Origin of the sequence: Planococcus maitriensis (assembly GCF_003289925.1) — a bacterium.
Classification (GTDB): domain Bacteria; phylum Bacillota; class Bacilli; order Bacillales_A; family Planococcaceae; genus Planococcus; species Planococcus maitriensis.
Genome location: NZ_QLZQ01000001.1, coordinates 946,991 through 961,567, shown reverse-complemented (window position 1 = coordinate 961,567; position 14,577 = coordinate 946,991). Strand labels below are relative to the sequence as shown.

15 protein-coding genes are annotated in these 14,577 nt (G+C 49.3%); 8 read left to right on the top strand and 7 right to left on the bottom strand.

Going from position 1 to position 14,577, the window contains the following annotated elements; translation table 11 throughout:
* Nucleotides 1–2: 2 nt before the first annotated feature.
* From DP119_RS04610 to DP119_RS04595, 4 genes are all read right to left on the bottom strand, one after another.
* Nucleotides 3–1,391 carry a dihydrolipoamide acetyltransferase family protein gene (locus DP119_RS04610; protein WP_112231279.1) on the bottom strand — a complete coding sequence of 463 codons (1,389 nt, stop codon included), beginning with the start codon at nucleotides 1,389–1,391 and terminating at the stop codon, nucleotides 3–5.
* Between the two features lie 178 nt (nucleotides 1,392–1,569).
* Entirely contained in the window at nucleotides 1,570–2,547 is a 978-nt protein-coding gene (locus tag DP119_RS04605) for an alpha-ketoacid dehydrogenase subunit beta (protein WP_112231277.1), read from the bottom strand.
* A gap of 3 nt (nucleotides 2,548–2,550) precedes the next feature.
* On the bottom strand, nucleotides 2,551–3,663 hold the full coding sequence (gene pdhA, locus DP119_RS04600; protein ID WP_112231275.1) for a pyruvate dehydrogenase (acetyl-transferring) E1 component subunit alpha: 1,113 nt from the start codon (nucleotides 3,661–3,663) through the stop codon (nucleotides 2,551–2,553).
* A 255-nt stretch (nucleotides 3,664–3,918) separates the two neighbouring features.
* Nucleotides 3,919–4,563, bottom strand: a complete 645-nt coding sequence (locus tag DP119_RS04595) for a YkyA family protein (RefSeq protein ID WP_112231273.1) — start codon at nucleotides 4,561–4,563, stop codon at nucleotides 3,919–3,921.
* Nucleotides 4,564–4,709: 146 nt separating this feature from the next.
* On the opposite strand from DP119_RS04595, the gene def reads away from it, so the two are divergent.
* Nucleotides 4,710–5,282 carry a peptide deformylase gene (gene def, locus DP119_RS04590; RefSeq protein WP_112231271.1) on the top strand — a complete coding sequence of 191 codons (573 nt, stop codon included), beginning with the start codon at nucleotides 4,710–4,712 and terminating at the stop codon, nucleotides 5,280–5,282.
* A gap of 72 nt (nucleotides 5,283–5,354) precedes the next feature.
* Here def and DP119_RS04585 read toward each other — a convergent pair whose 3' ends face one another.
* The gene (locus DP119_RS04585) at nucleotides 5,355–6,128 is read right to left on the bottom strand and encodes a Cof-type HAD-IIB family hydrolase (protein ID WP_112231269.1); all 774 of its coding nucleotides are present in this window, start codon (nucleotides 6,126–6,128) and stop codon (nucleotides 5,355–5,357) included.
* A gap of 279 nt (nucleotides 6,129–6,407) precedes the next feature.
* On the opposite strand from DP119_RS04585, the gene DP119_RS04580 reads away from it, so the two are divergent.
* Together DP119_RS04580 and rnjA are read left to right on the top strand one after the other, a co-directional pair.
* A complete protein-coding gene (locus DP119_RS04580; RefSeq protein WP_112231267.1) occupies nucleotides 6,408–6,623 on the top strand; it encodes a DNA-dependent RNA polymerase subunit epsilon in 216 nt (71 codons plus the stop codon).
* Nucleotides 6,623–8,290 carry a ribonuclease J1 gene (gene rnjA / locus DP119_RS04575; RefSeq protein ID WP_112231265.1) on the top strand — a complete coding sequence of 556 codons (1,668 nt, stop codon included), beginning with the start codon at nucleotides 6,623–6,625 and terminating at the stop codon, nucleotides 8,288–8,290. The genes DP119_RS04580 and rnjA overlap by 1 nt, the downstream gene beginning before the upstream one ends.
* Before the next feature lie 461 nt (nucleotides 8,291–8,751).
* On the opposite strand, the gene DP119_RS04570 is transcribed toward rnjA, so the two are convergent.
* Complete coding sequence (locus DP119_RS04570; RefSeq protein WP_112231948.1) at nucleotides 8,752–9,411, bottom strand: potassium channel family protein; 660 nt, start codon at nucleotides 9,409–9,411, stop codon at nucleotides 8,752–8,754.
* 69 nt (nucleotides 9,412–9,480) lie between these two features.
* Complete coding sequence (locus DP119_RS04565) at nucleotides 9,481–9,786, bottom strand: hypothetical protein (protein ID WP_240616380.1); 306 nt, start codon at nucleotides 9,784–9,786, stop codon at nucleotides 9,481–9,483.
* Nucleotides 9,787–10,146: 360 nt separating this feature from the next.
* Between DP119_RS04565 and DP119_RS04560 the strand changes: the two genes are divergently transcribed.
* The 5 genes from DP119_RS04560 to DP119_RS04540 are packed head-to-tail and all read left to right on the top strand — an operon-like array spanning nucleotide 10,147 to nucleotide 14,485.
* Nucleotides 10,147–10,686: a helix-turn-helix domain-containing protein gene (locus DP119_RS04560; RefSeq protein ID WP_112231261.1), complete on the top strand. Its 540-nt coding sequence runs from the start codon at nucleotides 10,147–10,149 to the stop codon at nucleotides 10,684–10,686.
* 15 nt (nucleotides 10,687–10,701) lie between these two features.
* Nucleotides 10,702–11,805: an ABC transporter ATP-binding protein gene (locus DP119_RS04555; protein WP_112231259.1), complete on the top strand. Its 1,104-nt coding sequence runs from the start codon at nucleotides 10,702–10,704 to the stop codon at nucleotides 11,803–11,805.
* Nucleotides 11,798–12,622 (top strand): ABC transporter permease, encoded by an 825-nt coding sequence (locus tag DP119_RS04550; protein ID WP_112231257.1) that lies wholly within the window; start codon nucleotides 11,798–11,800, stop codon nucleotides 12,620–12,622. The genes DP119_RS04555 and DP119_RS04550 overlap by 8 nt, the downstream gene beginning before the upstream one ends.
* Nucleotides 12,606–13,412: an ABC transporter permease gene (locus DP119_RS04545; RefSeq protein ID WP_112231255.1), complete on the top strand. Its 807-nt coding sequence runs from the start codon at nucleotides 12,606–12,608 to the stop codon at nucleotides 13,410–13,412. Before DP119_RS04550 ends, DP119_RS04545 begins: the two co-directional genes overlap by 17 nt.
* A complete protein-coding gene (locus DP119_RS04540) occupies nucleotides 13,409–14,485 on the top strand; it encodes an ABC transporter substrate-binding protein (protein ID WP_112231253.1) in 1,077 nt (358 codons plus the stop codon). Before DP119_RS04545 ends, DP119_RS04540 begins: the two co-directional genes overlap by 4 nt.
* Nucleotides 14,486–14,577: the final 92 nt, after the last annotated feature.

Below are 14,577 nucleotides of genomic sequence, written 5' to 3'. Positions count from 1 at the left end.
TTTTACGCCTCCATTAATAGTAATTCTGGTTCACTTAGTAAACGCTTGATGTGATTTAATGCGTGTTGTGCGGTTGCTCCGTCGATCATGCGGTGATCGAAGCTCAATGATAATGCTAACACAGGAGCCGCTACAATTTCACCATTTTTCACTACCGGTTTTTCGGCAATGCGCCCGATGCCCAAAATCGCGACTTCCGGGTGGTTGATGACCGGTGTGAACCATTGGCCGCCAGCAGAGCCGATATTCGTGATCGAGCATGAAGCGCCCTTCATCTCGGCAGATGACAATTTGCCATCGCGCGCTTTCGTTGCAAGCTGGTTGATTTCGTCTGAAATCGCGAAGACGGATTTGCGGTCTGCATGCTTGATGACAGGAACGAGCAAGCCTTTTTCTGTATCCGCTGCAATCCCGATATTGAAGTAATGCTTGTGGATCACTTCGCCGGTTTCATCGTCGAACGACGTGTTGAGCGCAGGAAATTCACGCAATGTGCTGACCAAGGCTTTGACGACATACGGCAAATACGTCAGCTTGATTTCTTTTTCCGCAGCGATATCTTTGAACTTTTTGCGGTGTGCAACGAGTTCGGTCACATCCACTTCGTCCATCAACGCAACGTGAGGGGCAGTGTGCTTAGAATGTACCATCGCTTTGGCGATCGCTTTGCGCATGCCGGACATTTTTTCGCGAGTTTCCGGGAATTCGCCTTCCGGAGCTGCTGCCGGTGCTTCTTTTGTTTCTTGCGCTTCTTGTGAAGCTGTTTCCTGTTCTGCTGCAGGGGCTTCCTGCTCCTGGCCGCCTTCCAAGAACGCTTCGATATCTTGTTTCATGATGCGCCCGTTGTCGCCGGATCCTTTGACTTTCTTGATATCGACGTCTTTTTCACGCGCGAATTTGCGTACGGATGGCATCGCGATCACGCGTTTGTTCGGGTCGCTGTCAGCTTCATCTGCTTGCGGCTGTTCGCCTGCCCCGGTTTCGCCTTCCGGCTTGCTTTCCGGTGCCGGTTCTTTTTCGACGTTTTCGCCTGATTCAGCTGTTCCCGACTGAACCTGCTCTTCTGTCTCTTCCTGCTGGTCTTCTTGTTTTTCTTCAGGTGCAGGTTTTTCCTCGTCGTCTTTTCCGCCTTTGAAGTGGACATCATCCGCATCAGGGGAATCGATTTTCACGAGTACATCCCCGACCACGGCGACTGTCCCTTCTTCTACAAGCACTTCCTCGATGGTTCCTGAAACAGGAGACGGGATTTCGACGACAGCTTTGTCATTCTGCACTTCACACAGAATGTCGTCTTCTTCGATCGTGTCTCCGGCCTTGATAAACCATTTTACTATTTCACCTTCGTGGATACCTTCACCGATATCCGGCAATCGAAATTCAAAAGCCATTCTAGTCACCCTTTCTATTGTCCATTCGGTACGGTACGGCGCGCCATACGGAATGCTGCTGTTTGGCAAATGATCCAGCACCGGCTCCCGGTTATCAGGGCGGCCGGTTAAGCTGGAATCAGGCTGTTTTCTAATTTCACATGCGAGAAACGGTGTTCCTGAGCCCGCTGTCCATCAATTAGAAAGTCAGTACTTTTTTCGCTGTTTCTACTATATCCTTTGCATTCGGCAGCCAAACTTGCTCAGCTTGCGAGAATGGGAAGACGGAATCCGGCGCTGTTACGCGGAGTACTGGGGCTTCAAGGCTCAGGATTGCGCGGTCGTTGATCTCAGCTACGACATTCGCTGCAATTCCAGCTTGTTTTTGTGCTTCCTGTACCACGATTGCACGGTTCGTCTTTTCAACGGATGCGATAATCGCTTCGATATCGAGCGGCTGGACTGTGCGCAAATCGATGACTTCCACTGAATGGCCATCTTTTTCCAATTCTTCAGCTGCTTTCATGCTTTCCTGTACCATCGCACCGTAAGTGATGATGGAGAGGTCTGTCCCTTCACGCTTTACATCGGCTTTGCCGAGCGGGATCGTATATTCTTCTTCCGGCACTTCTTGGCGGAATGAACGGTACAATTTCATGTGCTCCAGGAAAATGACTGGATCATTATCGCGGATCGCCGAAATCAACAATCCCTTTGCATCGTAAGGTGTCGACGGGATGACTACTTTCAAGCCGGGTTGTGAAGCCATGAGCCCTTCCAGTGAATCAGCGTGCATTTCCGGCGTGTGTACGCCGCCGCCGAACGGGGAACGGATCGTCACCGGCGATGTCAGCGTGCCGCCACTGCGGTAGCGCATGCGCGCCATTTGGCCGCTGATGGAGTCCATGACTTCAAATACGAAGCCGAAGAACTGGATTTCCGGTACCGGGCGGTAGCCTTGCAATGCAAGGCCGATCGCCAGGCCGCCGATTCCTGACTCAGCGAGTGGCGTATCGAATACACGGTCTTCCCCGAATTCTTTTTGCAAACCTTCAGTTGCGCGGAATACACCGCCGTTATTACCTACGTCTTCACCGAAAACCAGAACATTTTCATCGTTTTTCATTTCTGTTTTCAGAGCGTCCGTAATCGCTTGGATCATCGTCATTTGTGCCATGGCTTACTTCGACTCCTTTGCTTTATAGATATCGAGCTGTTCCTGTACATTGAATGGAACTTCCTCATACATGATTCCGAGAAGGTCAGAAACTTTTTGCTTCGGCGTGCCATCTGCTTCTTTGATTGCTGCCTTGATTTCTTCTTTCGCTTTCTCGATTACTTCGTTTTCTTTTTCTTCATTCCACAAGCCTTTTGCTTCAAGGTATTTGCGGAAACGGACGAGCGGGTCTTTCTTTTCCCATTCGCTGTCGATGTCTGAAGTACGGTAGCGTGTCGGGTCATCCCCTGCCATCGTATGCGGGCCGTAGCGGTAGCACATGGTTTCGATCAGTGTCGGCCCTTCGCCTTTCACCGCGCGCTCACGTGCATCGCGAGTGACTGCGTATACTGCCAGCGGGTCCATGCCATCCACAAGAACGCCCGGGATACCGGCTGAAACCGCTTTTTGAGCGATTGTTTTAGCGGATGTCTGCAATTCACGCGGGGTCGAAATCGCGTATTGGTTGTTTTGGACAATAAATATCGCTGGTGCGCGGAATGCCCCGGCAAAGTTGATACCTTCGTAGAAATCGCCTTGCGAAGAACCGCCGTCGCCTGTATACGTAATCGCGACTGCTTCTTTTTTGCGCTTTTGCAATCCGAGTGCAACACCCGCCGCCTGGATGAACTGTGCGCCGATGATGATCTGTGGCGGCAGGATGTTCAAGCCTTCAGCCATCTGGTTTCCTTTGAAATGCCCACGTGAGAATAGGAAAGCCTGGTGCAATGGCCAGCCGTGCCAGATCAATTGCGGTACATCGCGGTATCCAGGCAAGATGAAATCATCTTTCTCCAGCGCGAAATGTGAAGCCAATTGAGACGCTTCCTGGCCCGCAGTCGGTGCATAGAATCCGAGGCGCCCTTGACGGTTCAATGAAATCGAGCGCTGATCCAAGATGCGCGTATAGACCATGCGCTTCATCAATTCTTCCAATTGCTCATCTGATAGATTCGGATCGTATTCCTTATTAACAATTTCGCCTTCTTCGTTCAATACTTGAACCATTTCGAACTTTTCTTCGATCGCCTGGAGTGTTTCCACCGGATCGAATTGCTGATTCTTTTTCGCAGCCATAAAAGCAACTCTCCTTTATCTGTATTAAAATTTTAACACTAGCTTAGTGATACAATCGCCACATTCTTTTTCAGTATACGCCACCACAATATCACGGTCAATCATAGAAGAACAATACATTATACGTGTATACCCGTTTTTGCAGATTCTAAAAATAAAAGCAACTGTACTATAAGAAAAATGCAATCTGTATTATAATACAGCTGATTCAATGCGCGCTTTTATAGCACAGAAAAAAGCAGCCCTCACGGCTGCTCAGTCGTTTTCTGCATTCATTTTTTCAATGGTTTCGTTTTTCAGCTCATTGAACTGTTCCGTCTGTTTGTTGAAGGCTGTGACGGCTTCCTGGACCAAATCATTCTGGTCATTCACTTCATCCGTCTTATCCTGAAGTGTCGCGAGATCCATATCCTCTTCAGCCACCATTCCATACAATTCTTTCTGTCGTTCAATCAACGCCTCGTAAGCGTCCGTGAATTCACTATGCTTCGCAAAGCGCTCATCCATCTGCTCTCTCAGCGCTTCTAAGTCCGATTTCACGTTTTCCTCTTCTGTTTCTTCAATCAATTGGTCGATTCCCTTGAATTCCTCGGCTGCGTTTTGCATCGATTCCCGCTCCGTGCCAAGAAGTTCAAGCCGTTCGTCGGCCGAAGCGATCGCTTCCTGCGATTTCTCTTCTACTTCCGACTGTTGCTCTTTAGTTAAAGCCATGATCGATTCGAAAATTTCCTGCTCGTTCTGCTCACGGCTCTGCAATTCACTCTGCACTTCACGGTATTCGGCCTCTTCTTCGAAAGTCGTCTCCAAAATTTCGTTCAACTGTTCCTCTGTCGATGCCCCCGAGCATGCCGACAGGAAAAGGATGCCGGTCAAGGCCGTGGCGATGGCTAGTTTCTTCACAATAGAGTCCCCCTTGATTTCCATGAATTAACTATAGAATGATTAGCGTTAAAATACAATAACGGCAAGAGCTTTTTCTTTTTTCAAAAAGGCGATCATACGCTACAATAGATATAATAGAGAGCACCATGAAAGGATGAACATACGTGATTTTGATGAATGACATTATCCGTGAAGGGCACCCCACTCTTCGCCAGAAAGCTGAGGAAGTCAAACTACCGCTTTCCGATGCAGACCGCAAGCTCGGCGAAGAGCTTTTGGAATATGTGAAGAACAGCCAGGATGACGAGCTGGCGGAGAAATACGATTTGCGTCCGGGCGTCGGGATCGCCGCTCCGCAGGTTAACGTCTCCAAGCGGATTTTCGCGTTACACTTTGACGAGCATTCCGGCGAGAACTTGAGCCTGGTGGCAGTGAATCCGAAAATAGTCAGCCATTCCGTCGAGAAAGCCTATCTATCCAGCGGTGAAGGCTGCCTGTCGGTCGACCGTTCGGTGCCGGGATATGTCCCGCGCTATGCACGCATCACCGTCAAAGGCCATACGCTATCAGGAGAAGAATTCAAGATGCGTTTGAAAGGCCTGCCAGCCATCGCCTTCCAGCATGAACTTGATCACTTGAACGGCATCATGTTCTATGACCACATCAACCCGAACGACCCGTTCCAGGAAGTTGAGAACGCTTCAGCCATCGACCTTCAAACAGAAACAGTGGATTGATAAAACCCCGTCCGATTTTCATGGACGGGGTTTTTTGCGGGATTGAAAAACTGCCTTTGGCCGGTCCAAAGTTCAGCGGCTGAGGCCAAGGAACTCGAATGCGCTGGCAAGCCCGCCTTCATCTACGTGGCCCGTGATGTGGTTCGCGCGTTTCTTCGTTTCTTCGTGGCCGTTCGCCATCGCTACGCTGAAGCCGGCGATTTCCATCATTTGAAGGTCATTCAAGCCGTCACCGAAAGCAATTGTATCTTCAAGGCGGTGGCCTGTGGCGCGGATCAATTGCTTGATGCCTTCCGCTTTGCTGCCGCCTTTCGGCAGGATGTCGCACGAGACGCGGTGCCAGCGGACAAAATCCACGTTCTGGAATTCTTCATGGTATTGGCTTTCTTCGTGCTCTTCGCAGAAAACGAGCGCCTGATACACATCATTCGTCCGGTAGAATTCCTTGTCCATTTCCGGATGCGGGAATTTCAGGCTCTTGATGCTCTCATCAATATCCGGATGGAAATCGATGGAAGAGACCATCTTATGCTCGTTCAAGAAAACCAACGGATGGTCGCGCTGCTCCGCAAATGCCAGCACTTTTTCCAAAGTATCGGAATCGATGGCCTGTTTGTGCACCGCTTCGTTCTCGAATGCGATGTACTGGCCATTGAACGTGATGTACGTATCAATCGATAGTTCCTCCAGCAGCGAACCGATCATGAACGGGGCACGGCCCGTCGCGATAGCGAGCTGATGACCGTTTGCGCGTGCTGCGATCAACGCTTCTTTCGTAGCTTCCGGCAACTGCTTTTTCGTATCGAGCAAGGTGCCATCGATATCCAATAATAATAATTTCGACATATTCCTATCCCCAATCTTTTAGGCCGTTTCCTGATACGCCCTCTTTGCTTTTGTCAGAAAAAACAGTATACTATACATAAGGAGTGGTGAGCCATGCTGAAACGGTTGAAACGCAGACTACTCAGACAGCTCAACGGCATTATGAACAAAAAGAAGATAGCATAAAGTTCATTTCGGCCCTTCTTAACAAATAGGAGGGCTATTCTTTATTTTAAAACAATGACATGATAATATAAAGAAAGTGCATTTATATTGAACGTGGAAAAAGGAGAGCAAAATATGATTTTTAAAGTATATTACCAAGAAAACCGTTTTGAAGTACCAGTTCGCGAAAACACAAAAAGTTTATATGTAGAAGCTTCCACCGAGCGGGAAGTCCGTCACCACCTGAAGGACCGCAACTTCAATATCGAGCTCGTGCAGCTATTGGAAGGCCAGCACCTCGAATATGAACAGGCCTCCCAAGATTATAAAGTGGAGTCTGTCGACGCCTAATGAAATTCGTGAAAAATGACCAAACAGCTGTTTTCGCGCTCGGCGGACTGGGCGAAATCGGCAAAAACACTTATGGCGTCCAATTCCAGGATGAAATCATCCTCATTGACGCCGGCATCAAATTCCCGGAAGACGATTTGCTCGGAATCGATTACGTCATCCCGGATTACACTTATCTAGTCAAAAATGCCGATAAAATCAAAGGCCTGTTTGTCACGCACGGCCACGAAGACCATATCGGCGGTATCCCTTACCTGCTCAAGCAAGTGAACATGCCGGTATACGGCGGTAAGCTGGCACTTGGCTTATTGCGCAAAAAACTGGAAGAACACGGCTTGCTGCGCCAGACGAAGATGATCGAAATCGAAGAGGAAGATGTCATCAAATTCCGCAAAACTTCGGTCAGTTTCTTCCGCACGACACACAGTATCCCGGATTCGTTCGGTGTTGTCGTCAAAACCCCACCCGGAAATATCGTCCATACGGGAGATTTCAAATTCGACTTCACCCCGGTCGGCGAACCGGCCAATCTGCTGAAGATGGCCCAGATCGGCAGCGAAGGCGTACTATGCCTGCTCTCCGATTCGACCAATGCGGAAATCCCGAATTTCACGATGTCCGAACGCAAAGTCGGCGAGACCATCAAGGAAATCATGCGGAAAGTCGAAGGGCGTTTAATTTTCGCTACGTTCGCATCCAATATTTACCGATTGCAGCAAGTGACCGAGGAAGCGGTGCGCCAAGGCCGTAAAATTGCGGTCTTCGGACGCAGCATGGATAATGCCATAACGATCGGCCGCGAACTCGGCTATATCACGGCTCCTGAAGATGCGTTCATCGATACCCAAACCTTGAATCGGATGCCTGCAGATAAAGTCGTCATCCTATGTACAGGTTCACAAGGCGAACCGATGGCTGCACTGTCACGGATCGCCAATGGCACGCATCGCCAGATCCAGATCCAGCCGAATGACACGGTCGTGTTCTCGTCTTCCCCGATTCCGGGTAACACGAGCAGCGTCAACCGCACGATCAACCTATTGTTCCGTGCAGGGGCTGATGTCATCCACGGTTCGTTGAATGATATCCATACATCCGGCCACGGTTCGCAAGAGGAAAATAAATTGATGCTGCGCCTGATCAAGCCGAAATACTTCATGCCGATCCACGGCGAATACCGAATGCAGGCTCAACACGCTGAACTTGCAGTCGATTGCGATGTCCCGCGTGAGAATACCTTCATCATGGAAAATGGCGATGTCTTGGCGCTTGGCCAAGATGAGGCATCCGTAGCGGGCCGCATCCCTTCCGGCGATGTTTACATCGACGGCAGCGGAATCGGCGATATCGGCAACATCGTCCTTCGCGACCGCCGCGTGCTGTCTGAAGAAGGGCTTGTCATCGTCGTTGTCAGCGTCGATAAGAAGAAAAGCCGTATGGTGTCAGGGCCTGACCTCATTTCACGCGGATTCGTCTATATGCGCGAATCCGGCACGATGATCTACGAGGCTCAGCAAATGCTGAACCGCCACCTGAACAAGAAAATCCACAGCAAGAATACTGACTGGGCTGAACTGAAGACTGAAATCTCAGATGTCCTCGGGCCGTATCTTTACGAAAAAACGAAACGCCGCCCGATGATTCTCCCGGTAATTATGGAAGTATAAAAAAAGAAGCCCTCAGCGGCTTCTTTTTTATAGTGTTAAATATATCTATAAACCACTGTAAAACAGAAATTGGTCACCTTTAATAAACACAAAAATCAATGAAATGACTGAGTATTTGGAGAAGCGTTTGCTCGTAACCCCTTCTGCGAAAGCGACGAGACGACCGAGACCCCGCAAGGAATAAATGAGCGAAGCTTAGCTTCGCTCATTCATTTGCGACGCATCTGCCACGCAGATGTGGGAGCAAATTTTTTCTGCGATGCTTGAGCGAAGCGAAAGTTGAGAAAGCGGGTTTTCTGCGATGCTCGAACGCAGTGAGAGTTGAGCACAAGGGTTTCGAAGCGACTGAGGAGGCTTGGGCGCGAGCCCACTGAGTCGTGCGATAAGCTTCGGAGAATACGGTCTTCTGAATTCACTACAGCAAAAAAAGAAGCCCTCAGCGGCTTCTTTTTTTGCCTTGTTTAGTTCATGACTTTCTTTTCGAAACGGTTGATGTCGGCATCGGACCCGATGATGATCAGGATGTCGTCCCGTTCGATGTCCATATCGGCCTGCGGGGAGACGATGATGTCGTCGCCTCTTTTGATTGCGACGATGTTGATGCCGTATTTGGCACGGATGTCCAACTCGATCAAGGTATAGCCCGCAAGCTTTTCATTCGCTTTGATCTCCATGATCGAATGTTCGTCGGACAGCTCCAGGTAATCGAGCACATTATTCGACAGGATATTATGGGCGATCCGGATTCCCATGTCACGCTCAGGATGCACGACTTTATCCGCACCGATCTTATGGAGCACCTTGGCATGATAATCATTTTGTGCTTTGACAGTGATTTTCTTGACGCCGATTTCCTTGAGCATGAGCGTCGTCAGGATGCTCGCCTGGATATTTTCACCGATTGCGACGATGACCTGCTCGAAATTGCGGACCCCGAGGGATTTTAATACTGATTCGTCTGTTGTGTCGGCTACGACAGCCTGCGTCGCAATCGAAGCGAATTCATCCACCCGCTCATGGTCTTTATCGATGGCCATCACGTCAGCACCTTGTTCGATCAATTCCCGGACGATGCTTCCGCCGAAACGCCCCAAGCCTATTACCACGAATTCCTTTTTCATGTCCATCCCCCATCTTCTTGTTTCCTCTTATTCATCATAGCTTTCTTTCTTCCATAAAAAAACCCCCGCTTATTTGCGGGGATCGAGTGGGCGTTCAGGGCGATTCTCGCAGTACTCGCAGCTAATATCGCTGCAGCGCTCTTCGCGCCATTCGTTGCAGCTTGCACAATAACTTGCGTCGAATTCGTTATCGAAAGTCAAGGGGTCCATGCACGTATGGCAAAACGTATGGACGTCCATCCAATTGATGAACTTCTTGTCAGCCAGCAGATAAAGCCCTTTTTCGTCTTGCTTATAATTCATGATGGATGGTTTTTGCGCTACCCGGCTTTTCGGGTCGAGGAAAAAATTCATCTTTCCGTTCAAGTTGATCACTCCCGTAGTTGGTTGGGCTTTTATGTCCCTGTCATCTGTCAATTTTGCACAACCGACAACTTCTATATCAGTCTTTGCGGACTTTGTAGTTTTTGCACTTTCTCTATAATAGTAATTGCCTTAGCTGATTGCAATAGATTCGGATTCATTTTCGAAAGTTTTTTTCCCTTGAATTTCAGCACAGGTTTTGTATAATGAATAAATACTTTAACTAAACTAAAAGTATATTTTAACTAAACTACCGCTTCTTTTCATTCACTTTAGCAATTTGCATTTATTCTATCTGAAGGGCGGGTCTTGTACCGCCTTTCATAATTTCTTTCTATAATTGTCCCATTACTGAAGAATCGAGGAGACTGTATGCAAATCGGCAAAAAGATCAAGAATCTGCGGCTGAAGAATGGCTTGACCCAGGAAGAACTCGGCTCGAGGACGGATTTGAGCAAAGGGTTCATTTCGCAGCTTGAACGCGATATGAACTCCCCTTCCATCGAAACCCTGTTTTCCCTCCTTGAAGTCCTTGGAACAACTCCTAAAGAGTTTTTTACGGATGCTGAAGAGGCAAAACTTGTCTTCAAGGAAGAAGATCATACAGTCCATATCGACCGAGAATCCGGCTATGAAATCGACTGGCTCGTCCCGACTTCGAATAAAAAGGAAATGGAGCCGGTTTACCTGACCTTGGAACCGGCAGGTAAATTCAAAACTTTCGAACCTTCAGCTTCCGAAACCTTCGTCTACGTCCTAAAAGGCGAAGTCCGCTTGGATATCGGCAGCCGGTCCTATACGGCGATAGCAGGCGATTCCATCTACTATAGCGCGGATCATGAACATCAATTAGCGAACCATTCGACCGGCCGCGCAGAAATGATCATCGTCGCAACGAAATCTTATTTATAATCCAGGAGGTATACTATGACGGACCAAGCGATCATCCGCTTTGATAATGTTGTCCAGACTTTTGAAGGCGCGGGCAATGTATTGAACAATATCAGTTTTGAAATGGAAAAAGGGAAATTCTATACCTTGCTCGGCCCTTCCGGCTGCGGCAAGACGACGATCTTGCGATTGATTGCTGGATTCAACCAGCCGACCAGCGGCGATATTTATATCAAAGGCAAAAAAGTCAATAAGATCCCCGCAAACGAACGGCAAGTGAATACGGTATTCCAAGATTACGCGCTATTCCCCCATTTGAATGTATTCGAGAATGTCGCATTTGGCTTGCGCATCAAAAAGGTCAAAAAAGCAGAAGTCGAGCGCCGCGTCAAAGAAGCTTTGGCATTCGTCAATTTGAGCGGCTATGAAAACCGCGAGATCCACGAAATGTCCGGCGGCCAGCGCCAACGCGTCGCCATCGCCAGGGCCATCATCAATGACCCGGAAGTGATCCTGCTCGACGAACCGCTGTCCGCACTCGACTTGAAGCTGCGTACTGAAATGCAATATGAACTGCGTGAGCTGCAGCAGCGCCTCGGCAAGACTTTCGTCTTCGTCACGCATGACCAGGAAGAAGCCCTCGCGATGTCCGATGAAATCTTCGTAATGAATGCCGGGGAAATCCAGCAGAGTGGCACGCCGATGGACATTTATGATGAGCCGATCAACCGTTTTGTCGCCGATTTCATCGGGGAGTCGAATATTGCCGAAGGTGTCATGGTCGCTGATTATCGTGTGCGCTTTGCCAATAAGGAGTTCGAATGCGTCGATAAAGGCCTGAGCCCGAACGAACAAGTGGAAATTGTCATCCGGCCGGAAGACTTGGAAATCACCAAACCGGAAACCGGCAAGATGGCTGTCCGTGTCGACAGCCAATTGTTCCGCGGCGTCCATTACGAAATTTCCACTTATGACGAAACTGGCAATGAATGGCTCGTACATTCGACAAAACGCGTGGAAGTCGGCGCGCAAATCGGCCTCGATTTCGATCCGGAAGCGATTCATGTCATGCGCTTGAACGAATCCGAAGAAGCATTCGATGCAAGGCTCGAGTCATACGGAGCCGTTTCCAATGACTAATCGCTCATCACGCCCATGGTATTTGGCGCCATATTATATCTGGATTGCATTATTCGTCATTGCACCGATAGCGCTCGTCGTCTATTTTTCGTTCCTTGACTTGTCAGGCGATTTCACATTGGAAAACTACGCGAATTTCTTCTCATCGACGTATTTCCGCATGACACTCAGCTCGTTCTGGTATGCATTCCTCATCACGCTCATTTCTGTGCTGATTGCCTACCCGACAGCTTATTGGCTCACAAAAACGAAGCATAAGCAGCTATGGCTCCTGTTGATCATCATCCCTTCCTGGATCAACCTGTTGCTGAAAGCCTATGCGTTCATCGGTATTTTCGGTTTGTACGGCCCCGCTAACCAATTGATCCAATTTTTCGGTGCGGGACCGCTTCAGATCCTGTTCACCGATTTCAGCTTTGTGTTTGTCGCAGTCTACATTTTCATCCCGTTCATGGTGCTGCCGATCTTCAACTCGCTCGATAAAATCAATCCGGCTTTGATTGATGCATCGCGCGACCTCGGCGCATCCCAATGGACGACGTTCCGCCGTGTCATTTTCCCGCTCGCGATCAACGGCGTCAAATCCGGCGTACAGGCCGTCTTTATTCCGGCCCTGTCGCTATTTGTCATTACACGCCTGATTGCCGGCAATAAAGTGATCACGCTCGGCACCGCCATCGAACAGCAATTCCTGGTCACGCAAAACTGGGGGATGGGTTCGACGATCGCAGTGTTCTTGATCTTGTTCATGATCATCATCATGCTGCTCACAGGCCCGAAAGAGAAAGGAGGGGCATTGAATGGCAAAGCTAAGTAATCCCGCCAAAATCTATTTGGCATTCGTCTTTTTTATTCTCTATGCCCCGATTTTCTATTTGATTTTCTATTCCTTCAATAGCGGCGGCACCATGTCGGGCTTTGAAAATTTCACGTGGGAGCATTATGCGGCCGTATTCAATGACACACGCCTGCTCATCATCGTCTTGAACACCGTCATCGTCGCTTTGCTGTCCGCACTCATCTCGACAGCGATCGGTGTACTTGGCGCAATCGGCATCATTTTCCTGCGCAACCGGAAAATGCGCAACGCCGTATTGTCCTTGAACACTGTGTTGATCGTCAGCCCGGATGTCATCATCGGGGCATCGTTCCTGATTCTCTTCACAATGGTCGGCGTCAAGCTCGGCTTCGCGTCCGTCCTGGTGTCGCATATCGCCTTCAGCATCCCGATCGTCGTCATCATGGTCTTGCCGAAACTGCAGGAAATGAGTTCAAGCTTAATCGATGCGGCGACGGACCTCGGGGCCTCGCAGCGTGATATTTTGACGCGCGTCATCATCCCTTACATCAAACCGGGGATATTCGCCGGCTTTTTCCTGGCGCTGACGTATTCGCTAGATGATTTCGCCGTCACGTTCTTCGTCACCGGCAATGGTTTCGCGACCTTGTCCGTCGAGATCTACTCGATGGCGCGGGCAGGCATCACGCTAACCATCAATGCCCTATCCGCTTTGATCTTCGTCGTGACGCTCGGCCTTGTCCTCGGATATTATTTCTTTAATCAGCGGTCCGGGGCGAACGCTGGAACAGGAGGGACACGACCATGAAAGGCATCATCAGAGCAAGTGCAGCCATCGTAATCATCTCCGCCATCCTCTTCTATGGCGTCCATCTGCTGGAGAGCAGTACTGCCACAAGCGGCAGCGGCTCGATTTCAGTCTATAACTGGGGCGAGTACATCGACCCCGAACTGATCAGCCAATTTGAAGAAGAAACCGGCATCCAGGTCATCTACGAGACATTTGATTCGAATGAATCGATGATGACCAAAATCGAGCAGGGCGGTACGTCTTATGACGTGGCCATGCCGTCGGAATACGCCATCGAAAAAATGAAGGAAAACGATTTGCTGCTGCCGATCGACCATAGCAAGATCCCGAACCTCAAAAACATCGATCCGTATTTCCTGGACCTGCCATTCGACCCGGGCAACGAATACTCCATCCCCTACTTCTGGGGCACAGTCGGCATTGCCTACAATCCGACACTTCTCGAAGGGCAGACTTTCGAAAGCTGGGATGACCTGTGGAATCCGACGCTCGAACAGGAAGTCATCTTGGTCGACAGCGCACGCGAAGTCATCGGCATGGGCTTGAACAGTCTTGACTATTCGCTGAATTCCACTGATCTCAGGGAATTGCGCGAAGCGACCGATAAACTGAAGACGCTCGGCCCGAACGTCAAAGCGATCATCGGCGATGAAATCGTCGAAATGATGCGCCGCGAGGAAGCGGCGGTTGCCGTCACCTGGTCCGGGCAAGCTGCAGATATGATGTGGATCAATGAAGACATCGATTATTCAGTACCGGAGGAAGGTTCCAACCTTTGGTTCGATAATATGATCATCCCGTCGACAGCCGGCAATATCGACGGTGCACATCAATTCATCAACTTCATGCTCGACGCGGAAGTGGCCGCGCAGAATGCGGATTATGTCGGCTATTCTTCCCCGAATGCGGAAGGGCTCAAGTTGATGGACCCTGAAGTGACGGGTGACGAGCGCTTCTATCCGACGGAAGAAATGCGCGACCGCCTTGAAGTCTACGAAAACCTCGGGCTGGAAATGCTCGGCATCTACAACGAATTGTTTTTGGAATTCAAGATGGATATGGAAAAATGACAGGCAGAACTTCTGCCTGTTTTTTTCTGTTTAAATGAGGTATAGTAAATAAGTTCATAATACCGAAGTTTAGCCACACGAAATAATAACGA

Excerpts from the sequence above, each read along its gene's own strand:
- DP119_RS04560 (WP_112231261.1), top strand. The coding sequence starts at position 10,147 with ATGCAAATCGGCAAAAAGATCAAGAATCTGCGGCTGAAGAATGGCTTG.
- DP119_RS04585 (WP_112231269.1), bottom strand. The coding sequence starts at position 6,128 with ATGTCGAAATTATTATTATTGGATATCGATGGCACCTTGCTCGATACG.
- DP119_RS04580 (WP_112231267.1), top strand. The coding sequence starts at position 6,408 with ATGATTTTTAAAGTATATTACCAAGAAAACCGTTTTGAAGTACCAGTT.
- pdhA (WP_112231275.1), bottom strand. The coding sequence starts at position 3,663 with ATGGCTGCGAAAAAGAATCAGCAATTCGATCCGGTGGAAACACTCCAG.
- DP119_RS04545 (WP_112231255.1), top strand. The coding sequence starts at position 12,606 with ATGGCAAAGCTAAGTAATCCCGCCAAAATCTATTTGGCATTCGTCTTT.
- DP119_RS04540 (WP_112231253.1), top strand. The coding sequence starts at position 13,409 with ATGAAAGGCATCATCAGAGCAAGTGCAGCCATCGTAATCATCTCCGCC.
- DP119_RS04550 (WP_112231257.1), top strand. The coding sequence starts at position 11,798 with ATGACTAATCGCTCATCACGCCCATGGTATTTGGCGCCATATTATATC.
- rnjA (WP_112231265.1), top strand. The coding sequence starts at position 6,623 with ATGAAATTCGTGAAAAATGACCAAACAGCTGTTTTCGCGCTCGGCGGA.
- DP119_RS04605 (WP_112231277.1), bottom strand. The coding sequence starts at position 2,547 with ATGGCACAAATGACGATGATCCAAGCGATTACGGACGCTCTGAAAACA.
- DP119_RS04610 (WP_112231279.1), bottom strand. The coding sequence starts at position 1,391 with ATGGCTTTTGAATTTCGATTGCCGGATATCGGTGAAGGTATCCACGAA.
- DP119_RS04570 (WP_112231948.1), bottom strand. The coding sequence starts at position 9,411 with ATGAAAAAGGAATTCGTGGTAATAGGCTTGGGGCGTTTCGGCGGAAGC.
- DP119_RS04555 (WP_112231259.1), top strand. The coding sequence starts at position 10,702 with ATGACGGACCAAGCGATCATCCGCTTTGATAATGTTGTCCAGACTTTT.